The organism is Bartonella sp. AP4SXKL, assembly GCF_042195845.1.
Lineage (GTDB): Bacteria > Pseudomonadota > Alphaproteobacteria > Rhizobiales > Rhizobiaceae > Bartonella.
The window spans coordinates 44,071-60,654 of record NZ_JBHIPA010000004.1 but is presented as its reverse complement, the minus strand read 5'-3'; the positions used below and the strand labels follow the sequence as shown (position 1 = coordinate 60,654).

Annotated in this window: 14 protein-coding genes; 2 read left to right on the top strand and 12 right to left on the bottom strand. The window is 38.0% G+C overall.

The window, feature by feature from the left end; all coding sequences use genetic code 11:
• Nucleotides 1-678 precede the first annotated feature (678 nt).
• The 5 genes from ACFIMI_RS03380 to rpmF form a co-directional block, all read right to left on the bottom strand.
• Nucleotides 679-903, bottom strand: a complete 225-nt coding sequence (locus ACFIMI_RS03380) for a hypothetical protein (RefSeq protein WP_375645589.1) — start codon at nt 901-903, stop codon at nt 679-681.
• A gap of 71 nt (nt 904-974) precedes the next feature.
• The gene (locus ACFIMI_RS03375; RefSeq protein ID WP_375645726.1) at nt 975-1,088 is read right to left on the bottom strand and encodes a hypothetical protein; all 114 of its coding nucleotides are present in this window, start codon (nt 1,086-1,088) and stop codon (nt 975-977) included.
• Nucleotides 1,089-1,148: 60 nt separating this feature from the next.
• Nucleotides 1,149-1,451 carry an integrase arm-type DNA-binding domain-containing protein gene (locus ACFIMI_RS03370; RefSeq protein WP_375692240.1) on the bottom strand — a complete coding sequence of 101 codons (303 nt, stop codon included), beginning with the start codon at nt 1,449-1,451 and terminating at the stop codon, nt 1,149-1,151.
• A gap of 692 nt (nt 1,452-2,143) precedes the next feature.
• Complete coding sequence (locus ACFIMI_RS03365) at nt 2,144-2,338, bottom strand: hypothetical protein (protein WP_375686009.1); 195 nt, start codon at nt 2,336-2,338, stop codon at nt 2,144-2,146.
• Nucleotides 2,339-2,639: 301 nt separating this feature from the next.
• Entirely contained in the window at nt 2,640-2,819 is a 180-nt protein-coding gene (gene rpmF, locus ACFIMI_RS03360) for a 50S ribosomal protein L32 (protein WP_005774555.1), read from the bottom strand.
• A gap of 425 nt (nt 2,820-3,244) precedes the next feature.
• Here rpmF and ACFIMI_RS03355 point away from each other — a divergent pair, with 425 nt between their 5' ends.
• Entirely contained in the window at nt 3,245-4,147 is a 903-nt protein-coding gene (locus ACFIMI_RS03355; RefSeq protein WP_375613181.1) for a polyprenyl synthetase family protein, read from the top strand.
• A gap of 1,675 nt (nt 4,148-5,822) precedes the next feature.
• Here ACFIMI_RS03355 and ACFIMI_RS03350 read toward each other — a convergent pair.
• The 3 genes from ACFIMI_RS03350 to ispG all read right to left on the bottom strand — a co-directional run bounded on the left by ACFIMI_RS03350 (nt 5,823) and on the right by ispG (nt 10,120).
• Entirely contained in the window at nt 5,823-6,146 is a 324-nt protein-coding gene (locus ACFIMI_RS03350; protein ID WP_375611730.1) for a hypothetical protein, read from the bottom strand.
• Nucleotides 6,147-7,224: 1,078 nt separating this feature from the next.
• A complete protein-coding gene (locus ACFIMI_RS03345) occupies nt 7,225-8,376 on the bottom strand; it encodes an MFS transporter (protein ID WP_375621014.1) in 1,152 nt (383 codons plus the stop codon).
• Between the two features lie 502 nt (nt 8,377-8,878).
• On the bottom strand, nt 8,879-10,120 hold the full coding sequence (gene ispG, locus ACFIMI_RS03340; RefSeq protein WP_375692239.1) for a flavodoxin-dependent (E)-4-hydroxy-3-methylbut-2-enyl-diphosphate synthase: 1,242 nt from the start codon (nt 10,118-10,120) through the stop codon (nt 8,879-8,881).
• An 850-nt stretch (nt 10,121-10,970) separates the two neighbouring features.
• Between ispG and ACFIMI_RS03335 the strand changes: the two genes are divergently transcribed.
• Nucleotides 10,971-11,255: a hypothetical protein gene (locus ACFIMI_RS03335; RefSeq protein ID WP_375611728.1), complete on the top strand. Its 285-nt coding sequence runs from the start codon at nt 10,971-10,973 to the stop codon at nt 11,253-11,255.
• A gap of 470 nt (nt 11,256-11,725) precedes the next feature.
• Here the strand turns inward: ACFIMI_RS03335 and ACFIMI_RS03330 are convergent, their stop codons facing one another.
• The 4 genes from ACFIMI_RS03330 to atpD all read right to left on the bottom strand — a co-directional run bounded on the left by ACFIMI_RS03330 (nt 11,726) and on the right by atpD (nt 16,566).
• Entirely contained in the window at nt 11,726-12,733 is a 1,008-nt protein-coding gene (locus tag ACFIMI_RS03330; protein WP_375611727.1) for an HlyD family secretion protein, read from the bottom strand.
• A 30-nt stretch (nt 12,734-12,763) separates the two neighbouring features.
• Nucleotides 12,764-14,392 carry an MFS transporter gene (locus tag ACFIMI_RS03325; protein ID WP_375638260.1) on the bottom strand — a complete coding sequence of 543 codons (1,629 nt, stop codon included), beginning with the start codon at nt 14,390-14,392 and terminating at the stop codon, nt 12,764-12,766.
• A gap of 23 nt (nt 14,393-14,415) precedes the next feature.
• Nucleotides 14,416-14,832 carry an ATP synthase F1 subunit epsilon gene (gene atpC / locus ACFIMI_RS03320; RefSeq protein WP_375611725.1) on the bottom strand — a complete coding sequence of 139 codons (417 nt, stop codon included), beginning with the start codon at nt 14,830-14,832 and terminating at the stop codon, nt 14,416-14,418.
• 108 nt (nt 14,833-14,940) lie between these two features.
• Nucleotides 14,941-16,566, bottom strand: coding sequence for a F0F1 ATP synthase subunit beta (gene atpD / locus ACFIMI_RS03315; RefSeq protein WP_375613176.1), 1,626 nt, complete (start codon nt 16,564-16,566; stop codon nt 14,941-14,943).
• Nucleotides 16,567-16,584: the final 18 nt, after the last annotated feature.

Sequence of the window (16,584 nt, the reverse complement as noted above, 5' to 3'; positions counted from 1 at the left end):
ATTAATCATCATAATCTAGCATTATTCATATTAAATTAGAATCTTGAATATGGTAAGATTACTCATTTCAAATTGCTCTCATGTTGAATTAATCAAATCACTTGCTTGTCAATCACAAGCGGAGCTGATCTGTGGGTAAAAACTGTACAAAAAGAGCGAGACACTGTCTCAAGCACCAAAGGATATACCAACATTGGAATCTGGCAAGATGTGTAAGGCTGCAGGCTTGCTTTTTTATTAAGCGTAAAGATCATAGTGCCGTTTATACACTACACCGAAACTTTACCATTTACCCCCTTCTACAAAACCATTGGAACATTCAAAAACACCGTCATAAAATGGATGCCACAAATATTGAAAAATATTCCTTTTAAAAAAAGCGTGACAGTACAACATAAGCATATTTTGTCTTGGGCACTCTATTTTGCATGAGAAGCATTCCCCCCATTAAAAAACGCGATAAAAAAAGCATGAACTAAAACCATCATCTCCATTCTGTAAAAGGCATTCCAAATACTTTTGAAAGCTGTAAAATTAACTTAAAAAATAACAATAAAAATGAACGTTAGCATTGCCCTTTCAATTTCATATTTTTCCCAAATGAGGTTTCTCATTTCAGAGATTACGAGATATACGCAATATTCTTACTCCAATCGGACACATAAAATCTAGAATGATTCATAGAACTCTTAAAAGTCTCAATCTCTGTTTCAAACAAACCGCTAAAGATTGGATATTCTCAGCAGGAATTGTCCAGATATCATCTTCAATCTGATCTTCACGAATATGACGCAAAGGATTAGTATGAACGCCTGTCAGGATAAGCAAACGCAAAGCCAGTTGTGTTATGTTTTGTGTTTTACAGAGTAACTGATAAAAAGCAGGGACATCTTTCCAATCCATAGCTGGTCTATTTTACGTTTTATGACGTTGCTTACCTTAAGAGCGCGCGTGCTTTTATCGTTGCTTGTAAATCAACATCCAAACCCTAATGCAACCGCATGTTTAAGACAAAGATTAAGACGCTTCAGTGCTGTCTGAGCTGTTCCAGCTTTTGCATGCCAAATGGGAGAAAGCGTATTGCGTATCTCAGTTTGCGTAATCTCTGAAACGGGCAGACAACCTAATTTGGGGAGAATATAAAGGCGTCAGTGTAAAAACCAATCACACGCCTCACCATCATTTTTTAATTCAGCTTTACGGCTTTCAAAAGCATCTAAAGCAATATTTTTTAAATAATGGAGATTGCGCATTGCCTCACGCTTTTGTTTCTCACGTTCTTTAATGGGATCACGCCCCTCACGTAAAACAGCCCGCCACCCAGTTGCCAATTCACGGGCTTGTTTTAAAGAAACATCTCTCAAGGCACCCAAACCCATTTCGCAGCCCCCGGAAAGGTATAACGGTAAATCCATTGACCACCCCCATCTCTTACGTTTGTGAAGAAGCAAGCCGGCACCATCGTTATATTTGTCAGCTCGTGGGTGTTGTGCTACAGCCCTTGGCTCTTAAGACAATTCATAAGAGTCCTTTCTTATACAAATTTTATCCACACACTCATCCCGCTTGTGACGTGCAAGCAAGTGGTTTTGATTGATTCTAGATAGAGAGATTTGAAATGAGAAAATCCTACGATAGACCTTCCATTCAAGGCGCAAAACAACAAATGATCTTTATAAATCAATGTGATGTCGATCTCTATTTTTTTAAGGAGAATCACATGTCACAATATAAGCCTATAGACAACCATTGCCTTAAATATTCTCATAAAAAACACCGATATGCTTAAAGCCTTACATAGATCAACTGCCTTAAACGATGATATTTTACGGTCTAATAGGATTCTCTCTATAATCAATAAAGATTAAGTGCGATACAAAATGATTCTATTACTGAGCTAACTTATATCAATACCCAAGCTCTTAACGAAGTCATCATAAAAGACACTGATACAAGCAATCCCTTATAGCCTCTCAAGAAAACAAGAAAATCATCTCCCACAATAGAATCATTTCTCTACGGCAAAACTTTATCCCACATATGTTCCCAAGAAAAAGCGAAAAACGCATCTTACCCAATGCATTCACTAATGAATCAAGAGAAACTTACCACTGAAAGAGATAAAACGCTAAAGTTTTAACCACTAAAACAGAACGTCCACGATACATTCCCTGTTCCACATCGATAGAAGACGATGCAAGAGAACCTCAACATTCATCTTAAAGCGAAAATGCACGCCCCAAGCGTGCATTGATCGATGCAATAAAAGAAGTTTACCACTGGAAAAGAAAGAAAACGCTAAAGTTTTAACCACTAAAACAGAACGTCCACGATACATCCCCTGTTCCACATCGATAGAAGACGATGCAAGAGAACCTCAACATTCATCTTAAAGCGAAAATGCACGCCCCAAGCGTGCATTGATCGATGAAATAAAAGAAGTTGACCTCTGGAAAAGAAAGAAAACGCTAAAGTTTTAACCACTAAAACAGAACGCCCACGATATATTCCCTGTTCCACATCGATAGAAGACGATACAAGGGAACCTCAACATTCATCTTAAAGCGAAAATGCACGCCCCAAGCGTGCATTGATCGATGAAATAAAAGAAGTTCACCACTGGAAAAAAAAGAAAACGCTCAGTCTTTAACCACTAAAACGGAACGTCCGCGATACATTCCCGTTTTCAAATCAATGTGATGAGGACGACGTAATTCACCAGAATTTTTATCTTCGATATAAGTCGGCGCCTTCAGAGCATCAGCCGAACGGCGCATGCCCCTCTTCGCTGGAGAGGTTTTTCGTTTAGGTACAGCCATAAAAAGACACTCCAAATCCATTAAAACAGAAAAAGCAATGTCAAAAATGACAATGCTTCATTTAAAAACACCATAAAATTTTAAGATATTATACACTGATAAAAAAGAAGAGGCAATGTCAAAATGATCCTTCTCTTACTAAAAATGACCTTCTTGTTATCAAAAATGGTGTCACAATAATCAAAGGAATATCAAAAACACTGCAAAATTTGAGAATTTTATACACCAATGAAAGCTTTTTTATAAGACCTTCATTCAATTTTTATTTGGTTTAAAAAGGGATTTGCGCATACAGTAGAGATACGGATAAAAAGAGAAGTTGATTTTTAATAAAAAACGACGCCAATTTATGAAAACAAGAAAAAGCGACAACCTTTCTCTTTAAACTTCATAATTTCATTTTTGTAAAAACAAAGGAAGCAAGAATGCACGAATTTACCACCCTTCTTGCAAAACATAGAGACACCGTTGAAAAGCGGCTTGATACCCTGTTAAGTGATCAAATCCAAAATGGTGAAATTTCACGCCCTAAAAACTTAATCAAAGCCATGCGTTATGGTGTGCTGAACGGTGGAAAACGCTTGCGTCCTTTTCTTGTAATTCAAAGTGCTGCACTTTTTGATGTCCCTGTAGAACATTCTCTTGATGTTGCATGTGCCTTAGAATGTATCCATTGTTATTCGCTCATTCATGATGATCTTCCCGCTATGGATAACGATATACTCCGGCGTGGAAAACCCACTGTCCATGTAGCATTTGATGAAGCAACAGCAATTCTAGCAGGCAATGCCCTCTTAACATTTGCCTTTGAAATTATTGCTCATAAAGCTAGTATTTTATCTACAGATATTAGAATCAAGCTGATCACGTCTCTTGCACAATCGGCAGGGCTTGGCGGTATGTTAGGTGGACAAATGCTGGACCTTGAAGCTGAAAAAAGACCGCAAGAAAGTACTGACATTATCACTCTACAACACATGAAAACAGCAGCCCTGATAAGCTTTGCTTGCCAAGCAGGTGCCATCATTGGCAATGCATCTAAAGAATTAACTGAAAAGCTTACTGATTTTGGTACCTATCTTGGTTTAGCCTTTCAATTAACCGATGACCTTCTTGATGTCACCGCCAACACGAAAACCCTAGGAAAAACGGCTGGGAAAGATGAAACGGCACAAAAAGCCACTTTTGTTCATCTTTACGGCATTAAAGAAACCCAAAAAAAGCGAGATACACTCATCAGTAAAGCAGAAGCATTCTTACATCCTTTTGGCGCTAAAGCACTCCCCCTCCAACAAGCAGCACACTTTAGTGCAATACGCCAAAATTAAACTTCATCCACCCTATTGTACATAGTGTACACCATCATATTTATTGAATGCATAATAGACTTTTCAAAGAAACGTTACCATTAATCTCCATTATAGTCCTTATCATGAAATGGGTGCGACAAATCTTAAGAAGAATTTCATTAAAACAAGCCGCGTGAATTTATAACACAAATGCATTCTGGGTATCCTATTTTGCATGAAAAATGCCTTCCATTAAAGACTGAAAGAAACAAAATGTGAAAATGCGTAATCACCATGTTTTAAAAGATATTACAGTGGGTGGTGGGTGCTTTAAAGCCGAATAAAAAACAACCGGAAAGAGGAAAACTCGTTTTCTCCTTTATATCTTTAATCTTCTAACGATAAGGCAAAAAATAAACAGAATAAGTATAAAACCAGGCATTTTATAAACCCGCAAAAAACAATAAAAGAAGTACAATGCCCTCAGTAGAGAGTCGTAATTTTTATGCCTTTCCACGCTATCTTGTTGTAAAAGATCAAATATGCTTACATTCTGTAAATTCACTCGTGTATTGCTTGCTCTCTAAAAACACTTTTACAAAAGTGCTCGTTGTTTAGTTTAAGCATCATTTTTTTGAAGCTCGTATTTAAAATATCAGAAAAAAATGAACATAATGGCTATTTTGATTTTTATGCCACCCTCAAAGAACAAAGTCTTTTAATCCAATCTGCTCTGTAAACAGTCTAGTTTCCTACCGAGTAGGTTTCTCTCGCTTTCCACGCATGCGATTCACTTAAACTAAAGACTCGATAAACAGACTTAAGAATATTCACCATGCACTTCTTAAAATACTTAATGTATCAAACAGGCTACCTTCACCACCCCTCAAATGACAGTATGTTACGGCATAACAGGATAAATAAAACCACTAATTTCAATAGAACGAAAGACCAAAGCAGTATTATTACCGATCTCTCTTTTCTTAGCAAGAATAATACAACACATTGATTTATAATCATAATTTGTGGTTTTTAACTTGAATAAGAACCCTGAATACCGTAAGATTCTCTCATTTCAAATCTGTGTATGTTAAATCAATCAAAATCACTTGCTTGCACGTCACAAGCGGGAAAAGCCGTGTGGGGCAAAACATCAAAGAAAAGACTAAAAACTGCCTCTTATGAACCGTCTTAAAAGCCAAGGGCAGTCCGCAACATTAGGGGCTAGCAAAGTGAATAATTGTGTCGGCATGCTCCTTCAAAAGCAGAAACATTTTTATTTACAAAAGTGTGTAATAACTTCAATTGAATAATAATCATGATCACTGTACAACTTTAATTCATCACGCTCTTTATCTCGTTTATTCAATTCATCACATAAAAAGAAAATTGATAAGATTAAACAGAGAATGATCATTGCAACAGAAAGATAAAAAAAGTCCTTATTATTATATATAATAGCGCAATCTAATTTGTGATAAGTAGTTTTTTCAATCCAAGTGCAAATTTCCTCCTTTAAGTGCAATTTTCTTATTAAGATGAAAAGCATCATTGTAAGTGAACCTATGCCTGTTGTAAAAGCTGGAAAATATGTCCACCTTTTGAAGCCATAATAAAAAAACATGCAACATGGCCAAGAAAATGCCGCGATTATCAAGAGTATTATAGCCATTGAATATCCTTCGAGAGAATTTTTCTCATTATCCATTCAATGTCATTTGTAAATTCTTCTTGGTTTCATCATGTCATATATCGTGTTTAGCTCTATGCAAAAACGCGCTATTTGTTTAACATTTTCATCATCACCGGTCCTCATACTCGACACGAGATCAATCATTTGTGTTTTGAAACTCATGCCATTTTCACTTGAAGAATTAAGAAACTTTTTCGCGTAATCAATCATGGGGTCGGTAGAATTCATAGACATATTATAAGCCCAGATAAAATCGCTTTCTCTCCAATTATAGTCATAACGCAAACTGCTTATGACATTGAGTAACATATCTGCTGATATCCATTCATTATAATCACCACGCAATAAATTAACAAAACGTCCACATAAAACAATCAGTATGTGACGATGCCGTATAATGTCAAACTTTGGTACGATATTCTGATAGCCACGGCTATAGACGAAATTTCTTGCTTGTTCCTGCTTTTGAAAATGTTCAAAAGCCTCGTATTTTTCACTTATATATTCTTCGTAAAGTTTATTATACTACTCTAGACTATCTACGCGCGTACATCCCAACAACACAGATACAAAAAAAGAGTTATAAATGTTACAACACGCGTTATGGATAACGATTTCATCGCTTTACCTTTTAATGACCATAATTTGTACGGCTTAACAGATTCCTATCAAATATATCAATATATGCTGTTTTCTTGTGGCTTATTTATAGCAAATTGTACTCAACAATATTTCTGTACTTGGTTTTATTCCCTCTCAACGAGGGGAGATATCATTCAAAGTTTCCATAGATAAGTTTATTATCTGGATAAGAGTATTTTCTAACATCAGAAAATACAGAGCTAACGCCACAATCAAAGAGAAAATACTCAAAAATGAGAATGTACAACGTAAAAAAATTATCTCAACAAGATGATTGATATTTTAAAGGAGGCAATGGTAAAATCCGCTAAATATACCAACAATAAAATAGATCATCAAAATATCAAAATCGATCATACGGGAATTCTTATGAGGACAGGCTATAAATTGTCCGACTGCTTAAATTAGCTCTAATGAGATAAAGGGTTAGCAGCAAGGAACCAATGAAAATGGGGAAAACTGCTTCATCACCATTCCTTAATAAGCATATAATCTGGCACAATCATTTTCTTTATCAGCGTCCAATCTTATCAGCAACTCTTTGTGCAATATTCATGAGCAGCATTTTTATTTCCCTTTTAACGATTATTATGCCACGCCCACTTATAACGTACAAGCAGATGACTTTGATTGCTTCAACATACATAGATTTTAAATAAGAATAACTGAGACTATTCAGCTTTCTCATTCAACATGCAAAAACAACGATGCGCCTTAATAAATAAAAGCCTTGCCCCACTATGAAACCCTATAAAATACGTATCGTAATAAGTTAATATTTTCACTGAACTTTTTTGAGAGTTCCTTCTAAAAAAAATACCGCCAACAAGTAAATCAATAAATAAATAGCAAAAATATAAACGAGTGAGAAAAAGCCAAATATATTGACCATATACGCACTCATGTAAAAAAATACCAATAAGCTAAATCTCCCAACGGTTGACAAGAAAGATTCATATGTAGCCCTGAAATGATCACTAATACTATCGTGCAAGATAACTTCTACACGAAGATATGTATACTTAATGAGATAAAAAATCATACAGACTAAAATGACAGCCATTTCTTTTCTTGGTTCAAAGAAAGCGACTGTAGAAATCAGTAAAGCCGAAAGAAACAACAGTAAAATAAAATTCACTCTTTCACTTAGTTTTGTAAAGAGAAAACTAGCCAAGAGCTGAGAGAGCAATATCAATGAAAATGTCACACCAAGATCAAAATAAGTGACATTAATATTATGATCTTTAAATATCCACTGCCAATACTGCGAGAATATATTGAAAAAAATCAATGAAAAATAAAAGCATAAAGAGATATAAGGAACTTTAATAAAAATAGATAACATCTCCTTAGCTTCACAAATGAGAGAATTCGCTTTATTTGGTTTTTTCTCCCCCTTCAAGTCATCAAGAAAAAACAAACCAAATAGTGTTGTCATCAACATTAAAAACGCCGCGATATACCATATATATTGGCTCGAATAATCAGCAAAATATGCCCCGATTAAACTGAATATAAACATGCCGATGTAATTATATTGAGAGCTGGAACCAAGCACTTTTTTAGTGGATGTCAATTTTTCTTTTGCATATTGAACAAGTAAAGCATTATAGGCTCCAGCAATTAATGTCAGCGATAAGGCATTAAAAGTTTCTGCCAAAAGAAAACCATAAAAGCTTGTAGAAAATCCCATGAGAAAGAGCCATGTGGCAGCAAAAGCCGCTGCCAAAACGATCGATATTTTATAACTTTTTCGATCAGCAAAATATCCCAGAGGAATATCGGTAACCATCATAATAAAAGCCTGAAACGACTTAATGACACCTATATCAATAAGCGTTAAGCCTTTTTCAAGCATATAAAAGACAATAAAGGCGCCAGTTAAAATCCTTATACCGTTAAATAAAAAGCCAAACGCTAATATACTTGTCATGCACTCCCCCAATAACGCCAAAAAAGGCACCCGTATACATCATTTTATATCAATATAAAAGCTTACATTTTACGACAAATAGGACTATAATCGCTATAAGGATTTCCAATCCTATCAATTTGATACCCCAAAAAATGCTGGGAAAATGCCTGAAAAATCAATAAACAATGTTCTTTCTATAATTTGATATTTGAAGAATCCGTTAAATATTTTACTGTCTCAAGAGCAGCCAAAAAACCAGCAACAACATTTACGGATCTATTTAAAGTATTCATATCGTTTTGCTTAATAGTCTTAACACACTCAAACTCATTAATATCCTTCATAAGCTTCTGATTCTAAAACAGGCATATCATCTGGTTTTACCTAAAATAATAAGCAACCAACAACAGTATTGACCATAGCTAAAGCAGCATACAACAGCACCATCTTCACATTGAAGACAGCTTGTTTAAAAAAAAACGACACACCCTTTTTACTTCAACCTTATGCGATTTTTACCTCAACCTTGCCCAAAGCGTGTATGAATATAGTCACTCAAAAGCGCTTCAAATTCTTCAGCAATGTGATCACCCCGCAAAGTTTTTACCTTTTGTCCATCAATAAAAACAGGTGCCGCAGGACTTTCCCCCACTCCAGGCAAAGAGATTCCAATATCCGCATGTTTTGACTCCCCCGGTCCATTGACGATACATCCCATCACGGCAACCTTCAAACTTTCAACGCCAGGGTATTTTTCACGCCAAATAGGCATATTTTTGTATAAATCCGCTTCAATTTTTTGCGCCAATTGTTGAAAGACCGTAGAAGTTGTGCGCCCACAACCAGGACAAGCCGCAACAACAGGCAAAAATTGGCGAAACCCCATCACTTGCAAAAGTTCTTGCCCCACCTTTACTTCTCGTGTCCGATCACCACCAGGTTTTGGTGTTAAGGAAATTCGTATCGTATCGCCAATCCCTTGCTGTAATAAAATACCCAAAGCCACCGAAGAAGCAACAATGCCCTTTGTTCCCATCCCAGCTTCCGTTAATCCCAAATGAAGAGCATAATCACAACGCGCCGCCAAGGTGGTATAGACAGCAATAAGATCTTGGACATCACTCACTTTAGCAGAAAGAATAATTTTATCACGCCCCAATCCTAACTCTTCTGCTAAAGCAGCCGAAAGCAAAGCCGACTGAACAACAGTTTCCCGCATCACTTCAGCCACAGATAAGGGTTTTTCTTGCTGTGCATTTTCATCCATAAGCCGTGTTAACAACGCATTATCAAGAGAACCCCAATTCACGCCAATGCGAATAGGTTTATGATACCGACAAGCAATCTCTATAATTTCTGCAAATTGACGATCTTTTTTTGCGCCAAAACCAACATTTCCAGGATTGATGCGATATTTTGCAAGCGCCTCAGCACACGCAGGATGCTCAGATAAAAGCTTATGACCAATATAATGAAAATCCCCAACCAATGGTACAAAAAATCCTAACCTCTCCAATCGCTCCCGTATTTTTGGTACAGCCGCCGCCGCTTCATCGCGATCAACAGTAATTCGAACCAATTGTGAACCAGCTTGCCAAAGAGCAGCTACTTGAGAAACAGTTGCATCAACATCAGCGGTATCTGTATTAGTCATTGACTGTACAACTATCGGGCTCTGCCCCCCAATAATCACATCACCAACAACAACACCAACAGATCGACGACGCTCAAGTGGTTTAGATAAAAAATAGGTCGTACTCATCAAGTCCTCAAATTTTTAAAACCTGCGCTATCAATCATTATTTACATTGACTTCCTCCGCGCTTCAAAGGACGAAAATTACACCGCCCACCAATCTTAACAGATTGCTCTCAAAAGGTTCTACCTACTAACACTGATGCAATACAATTCATAGGTAGATTCATTCTATAGACGCACCGGATAAGTTCTACTACTTCTGTTCAAGTTTATACTTCTACACTTGGTTGCTTCAAAAAGAAACTGAAACAAAACAGAGACAATACTGTATTTTTAAGTTGCATGCCGATACCTTAATCAACGTCACCACAAAACAATGTTTTACAACACAACAGATAACGCCTATCAAAGCGCAATTTTTAAAAATGCATGAAAGACATCGCCAAATTAATCCAACATATTGATTTATAATAATCTATTTTTTACAAATTTGAATAGCAACCCCAAATATCGTAAGATTTCCTCATTTTAAATCTTCTTAATTGAATCAATCAATACCACTCCCTACAGCCACAAGAGAATAGATAGATAAAAACTCCTTATAAACTATTTCAAGTGCCAAAAGCTATCCCAACACTTTAAACAAACAAAAAAATGAAGACATCGCCCACCATCTTTATGAATGAATCTTACACCATTTTGTAAAAATTTTTACCTTACATCCTTAACAAACACCATCACGAAATGAACTCAAGCACATTAAGAAATGCCTCATTAAACCCAAACTTTCAATTCTCATCTCACCCACGCGCGGCATTATCAATGCAACCTTTCAATGTTCAAGCCGTTATAGCAAAACCCCAAACACCATCCCAACTGTCACACAACAATTTAACACATGAAGGAGTCAATAAATGTGTCTATTTTCACCCCATAGAAAAAATGCTAAAATTAAAAAACGTATAGCACAATTAAAAAGAGAGCTGGTCCCCGTAAATCATTGGAGTTTTCAAAATGATAGCTTTGAAAATATTTCTGAGCTGTTTAACACATGGAAACAAAAAGGCCGTCACGCACTTTATCACCTCAACGAACATGCTACAGAATTAAAGAAAAAAGCGAAAGAAAATCCTAAAAAAACCCTCGCATTAGCAGCAGGAGTCGTTTTAGTAAGCTTCTTACTGATCCGTAAAAATTAATAACACAACCAATAACCTTCCCTTTTAATGCCCGCCTTAAAACGGGCATTTTTATGGTTTACAAAATATAAACTTTACGTCTTCCTCCTAACTTTACGCCCTCACCCAAAAGGATAAGTTTCCCATCCGACCCAGTCTATAATCCAGTTTTTTATCTGGCATCCCCCCCTACCCCCATCTTCCAAACATGCGGTGACACCACACCTCAAAGGACAGTGTTGTGCAAAACCACAGGCAAAGCTTCCAATACTCCCCCCCCCTACTGAGTTAGTTCAAAAGAAATGGAAGTGAGTAAAGATGCATGCGCTTTAATATTCTAAGGAACATTATTTTACATCATGACATAAAAGTATAAGAAGCCTAAGAGCTTTAAAACATGTAGTATAGCAAACCAAACGAAATCTTCCAATGTAAACAACCACTTGCTATAAGTAAATGACGCAAAAATTAAACTGAAAAAACCCAAAATTTCATCCTCCAGAATCGACTCGCTGCGAAGTATCTACATAGGTAACTACGGACATGCCAGGAATGAGTTTTTCAATCCCTTCCTGCCCAGGATCTAAAGCAATCCGTACTGAAATACGTTGCGCAATTTTGATAAAATTACCAATTGTCGTATCCGTTTTTAACAATGAAAATTCTGAGCCTGTAGCAGGTGCAAAACGAACCACACGCCCTGTTAACTTTTTGTTGTTCAATGCATCAACAGAAAAAACAACCGGTTGTCCCACACGCATCTGAGAAAGTTGCGTTTCCTTATAATTAGCAATAATCCAAATATCATCAGAAATAACAGAGACCAATTGTGTCCCCGGCATAACATATTGCCCTACCCGCGCTCCAACTAATCCAATATAGCCTGTTCGAGGAGATAAAATCTTTGTGTGATCGAGATTAAGTTTTGCCAACTCAACACTCACCTTCGCTCCCGCAATTTCTGACTGTAAACTTTGCCGTTCAAGATCCAATTGTTTTTGCAATTGGCGTTTTGTTTCGAGAGCTGTCAAGAGTTGTGAAAGAGGACGAGAAACAGAACTTGCCGCATCACCAAAACCTAACTTTTTACTATCTGGAACAACATTGGAAAATGCTCGTGAACGCGCCAATTCCACCTCTGCTGTATTAATTTCGCCCTGCAAAAGCTGTGCTTGTAATTCAATACTTGCCAGTTTTGCATTTTTTGAATCGAGAACAGCCTGTGCCCGTGCAAGCTGCTGCCGAAAAAGAGAATCATCGAGCTCAAAAAGCAGCATTCCCTTTTCAACACGTTGATAATCTTGCACATAAATCCGTGCAATCACCCCAGAGATCTGTGAACTAACCAGAGTAACATTGCCCTTAATAGAAGCATTATCCGTTATTTGAATGTTACTCACAAAAGGAGGAAGCCTCCAAGCCCACAAAATCAGCAAAACACCCGTAATGCCCGATAGGAATGCAACAATCGTAGCTTTTGACCGTAATTTTTTTATCATTTTTTGCACCCCTCTTTCTATGACATTACTCTACTTTTCTAATGCACGCAAAGAGCATGACTTAACAATCATTGTGACAAGAAAAATAACGAATACAACCATTGAAATATAAAAATAAAGCCGAAAAACGTCATCATAAGCAAAAATATTTGCTGTTAACTTAAATTTCTCTATCAACATAGAAGTACCCTGCTCACTTCTCAAGCCATTGGGAACAGAAACACCATAAGAAGGCGAAAATAAAGTATTCATCTCACCAGAAATAAGCGGATCAGTAATAATAATATTTTGTGTTAAGGACTCAAAGTTCTTATGGGCAAAATAAAACTGAAGGCTGCCAAAAAAAGCCGACCCCATCAATCCCCCTGTCACTTGCGTTAGCAAAAAAACAGCAATAAAACTTAAAACGTAACGCGGTCCTCGCTCACCAGCGATCACAAACCCTTTGAAAAGAGCAGGAGGCAAAAAAAGTGCATAACTAAAACTCACCAACCCTTGGCTCAACATCATATCTTGTGGGCGCGTTAAATGGTTTACATGACTATCTAAATAAGCTCCTAACGCCAAACAACCCAAAGACAACAAATAAAAATAATCCTCACGCCCCGCCCGTAAAAAAAAGACACAAACAGCCCCCCCTAACAGAATCCCTAATGTCACCGCAAGATACATGGGCGCCATCTCACGATTGAGCAAACCAAAAAGATTAAAAAACCCTACGGGCAAATTTGACCGCTCCAATAAAAAAACATGAAAAATAAATAAAATAAAAACAGATTGGACCATTTCTTTACTGAAAATCCAACGGAGATCAATCAACGGTTTTTCTCTATTAAGCTCAATAATAATAGCAATAGCCAACGAGAAAATAGCAAGTGCGAGCCCCCAACCAATCCATGGTGCTTCATACCACCAATACAATATGCCAACAGACATGATCACAGCATTTAATCCAAGACCAAGAGCAATCAAACCATAGCTTATCCAATCTAATTTTTGAATAACCTTACTACGCACAACAGGAGTAAGAGGCAAAGTATAGATACAGACCAAGCTGATAAGAACCAACCCCATTTCCAGAGCGGAAAGACTGGAAAAACCACCATTTTCCAGCAAATCAGGAGAAATCAAACGTGATAAAGGTGCCGCTAAAGCCGCATTCATATAATTCAAACTAAGACCAACAGTAAACTTCTTTGCTGGAGCAAAAGCCTCCATCATATAAAGCAGCGCAAGCGAAGCCAAAGGAGCAGCAGCAATCCCAGCAAAAAAGCGAATAATCAATGCAGAACGCAAATCCGTAACAAAGAGCTGCAACACGCAAACCAAAACAAAGCCAAGAATTGATAATTCAGCAAAAGCGCGCAGCCCAAATTGATAGCGGATTTTGATCAACATAATCGCTACACTCACATTTGGCGCCATATAAGCCGCTACCAGCCATGTCGTCTCGGCCAAAGTTGCATGAAAATCACCCGTAAGATGGACAATGTTAGACTGAACAATATTAGCCCCTAAACCATAAGCCCATTGCAAAATAAGAGAAGCAAAAATATAAACAAAGCACTTTGGCAAAGGTCCCGCAAAGACACGACCAGGATGAGGAAAAGGTTTTGCACTCCTTTTAGCAGACACAACCGTACTCTTTTTTCCGCTCATGTCATCTTTTCCTGTATACTCTGCTACGCTTCTATCAACACAGCACCATCAGCTGACAACTGCTGGAAAAAAGCCTCTATTTTATGATTGTCCTCATCACTTGTCCCTCCTTCTAACGTCGCTTGAATCTGCAAAATCTGCTGTTCTAATACATCAAAAGAAAGATTCTCTACAGCCACAACGTGCTCTACCAATAAAGAGCAGCCTGAAAAGGTAATATTTGCAACACCCCCGCATACAACAAATAATTTTTCACCCACAGAGGTGCGAACACGAACACTGCCCAACACAATACTTGCCACCAATGGCGCATGATGCGCCATAACTGTCAAATAACCTGAGGCTGAAGGAAGAACAACAGACACGACCTGCTCTGAAAACACAATTTTTTCAGGCGATACAAGCTCAAATAAAAAATGCTCTTCTCTATTGTTTTCCACAAAAGTCTCCACAATACCCGATATAAGGACTCTCCGTTTTCTCCAACGACTCGTCCTTTTTAACGAAAAATACCCATGACAGTTTTCTCTTGAATAAGAAGCTTCTTACTAAGAAGCCTCTGCCATGAGACGCTTTCCTTTTTCAAGTGCTTCATCAATCGAACCAACCATATAAAAAGCAGCTTCTGGTAAATCATCGTAATCGCCAGCACAAAGCCCCTTAAAGCCTTTGATTGTCTCTTCCAAAGGAACGAGTTTCCCCGGCGAACCAGTAAAGGCTTCCGCAACATGGAAAGGTTGCGAAAGGAAACGTTCAATTTTACGTGCCCGCCCCACCAGCAATTTGTCATCTTCAGAAAGTTCATCCATTCCAAGAATAGCAATAATATCCTGAAGCGCTCTATAACGTTGTAAAATGGTTTGCACTTGACAAGCAACCGTGTAATGCTCTTCCCCCACAATCAATGGATCCAACATACGCGAGAAAGAGTCAAGCGGATCAACCGCTGGATAAATCCCCTTTTCCGCAATAGAGCGCGAAAGAACAGTTGTTGCATCCAAATGAGCAAAAGACGCTGCCGGCGCCGGATCCGTCAAGTCATCTGCCGGAACATAAATTGCCTGAACGGAAGTAATAGAGCCTGTTTTTGTACTGGTAATACGTTCTTGCAACGCCCCCATATCCGTTGCCAAAGTCGGCTGATACCCAACAGCAGAAGGAATACGCCCTAAAAGAGCAGATACCTCAGCTCCTGCTTGCGTGAAACGGAAAATATTATCCACAAAGAAGAGAACATCTTGTCCTTCATCACGGAAACTTTCTGCAATTGTCAATCCTGAAAGAGCCACACGCGCACGCGCTCCTGGTGGTTCATTCATTTGCCCGTAAACAAGGGCACACTTTGACCCTTCCGTTGAACCATTATTCTCTTTTGGATTCACATTCACGCGGCTTTCGATCATTTCATAATAAAGATCATTTCCTTCACGTGTACGTTCTCCCACACCAGCAAATACAGAATAGCCACCATGTGCCTTTGCAATATTGTTTATAAGCTCCATAATGAGAACGGTTTTTCCAACACCAGCACCACCAAACAATCCAATTTTACCCCCTTTAGAATAAGGGGCTAACAAATCCACGACTTTAATACCGGTTACGAGAATTTCCGAAACAGTCGATTGTTCAACATATTCAGGTGCCTCTTGGTGAATAGAACGTGTTTTGGTTGAAGCGATTGGTCCCACATTATCCACCGGTTCCCCAATCACATTCATAATACGTCCCAACGTTGCTTCTCCTACAGGAACGCTAATTTGTGTGCCTGTATCCACAACCTTTTGGCCCCGCATCAAACCATCAGTCGTATCCATAGCAATCGTACGTACGGTATTTTCACCCAAATGCTGCGCAACTTCTAATACCAAGCGATTGCCTAAATTCTCTGTTTCCAAAGCGTTGAGAATTTTTGGCAATTCACCTTCAAATTGCACATCAACGACAGCACCAATAATCTGCTTGATTTCACCAACAGCGCCTTTTGCATGCTCTTCTTTTTTTGCGGATGTATCTTTTTTTACAGGTGTATCTTTAGCTGCATCACGCGCAGGTACAGAGGAAGCCTTTACATCCACTTGAGATTTCGAAGCGGCTTTTTTCACGCTGGAACGAGCAGCTGGTTTCTTTTTTTCACCTTTTTCTGTTCCTTTGCTTGAGGTTACTGCTTTTACCATCAATCCTTACCTTCTCCA

Bases quoted from the DNA above. Each gene is read 5' to 3' on its own strand.
- ACFIMI_RS03380 (WP_375645589.1), bottom strand. From the start codon at position 903: ATGGATTGGAAAGATGTCCCTGCTTTTTATCAGTTACTCTGTAAAACA.
- ACFIMI_RS03365 (WP_375686009.1), bottom strand. From the start codon at position 2,338: ATGTATCGTGGACGTTCTGTTTTAGTGGTTAAAACTTTAGCGTTTTCT.
- rpmF (WP_005774555.1), bottom strand. From the start codon at position 2,819: ATGGCTGTACCTAAACGAAAAACCTCTCCAGCGAAGAGGGGCATGCGC.
- ACFIMI_RS03355 (WP_375613181.1), top strand. From the start codon at position 3,245: ATGCACGAATTTACCACCCTTCTTGCAAAACATAGAGACACCGTTGAA.
- ACFIMI_RS03345 (WP_375621014.1), bottom strand. From the start codon at position 8,376: ATGACAAGTATATTAGCGTTTGGCTTTTTATTTAACGGTATAAGGATT.
- ispG (WP_375692239.1), bottom strand. From the start codon at position 10,120: ATGAGTACGACCTATTTTTTATCTAAACCACTTGAGCGTCGTCGATCT.
- ACFIMI_RS03335 (WP_375611728.1), top strand. From the start codon at position 10,971: ATGTGTCTATTTTCACCCCATAGAAAAAATGCTAAAATTAAAAAACGT.
- ACFIMI_RS03330 (WP_375611727.1), bottom strand. From the start codon at position 12,733: ATGATAAAAAAATTACGGTCAAAAGCTACGATTGTTGCATTCCTATCG.
- ACFIMI_RS03325 (WP_375638260.1), bottom strand. From the start codon at position 14,392: ATGAGCGGAAAAAAGAGTACGGTTGTGTCTGCTAAAAGGAGTGCAAAA.
- atpD (WP_375613176.1), bottom strand. From the start codon at position 16,566: ATGGTAAAAGCAGTAACCTCAAGCAAAGGAACAGAAAAAGGTGAAAAA.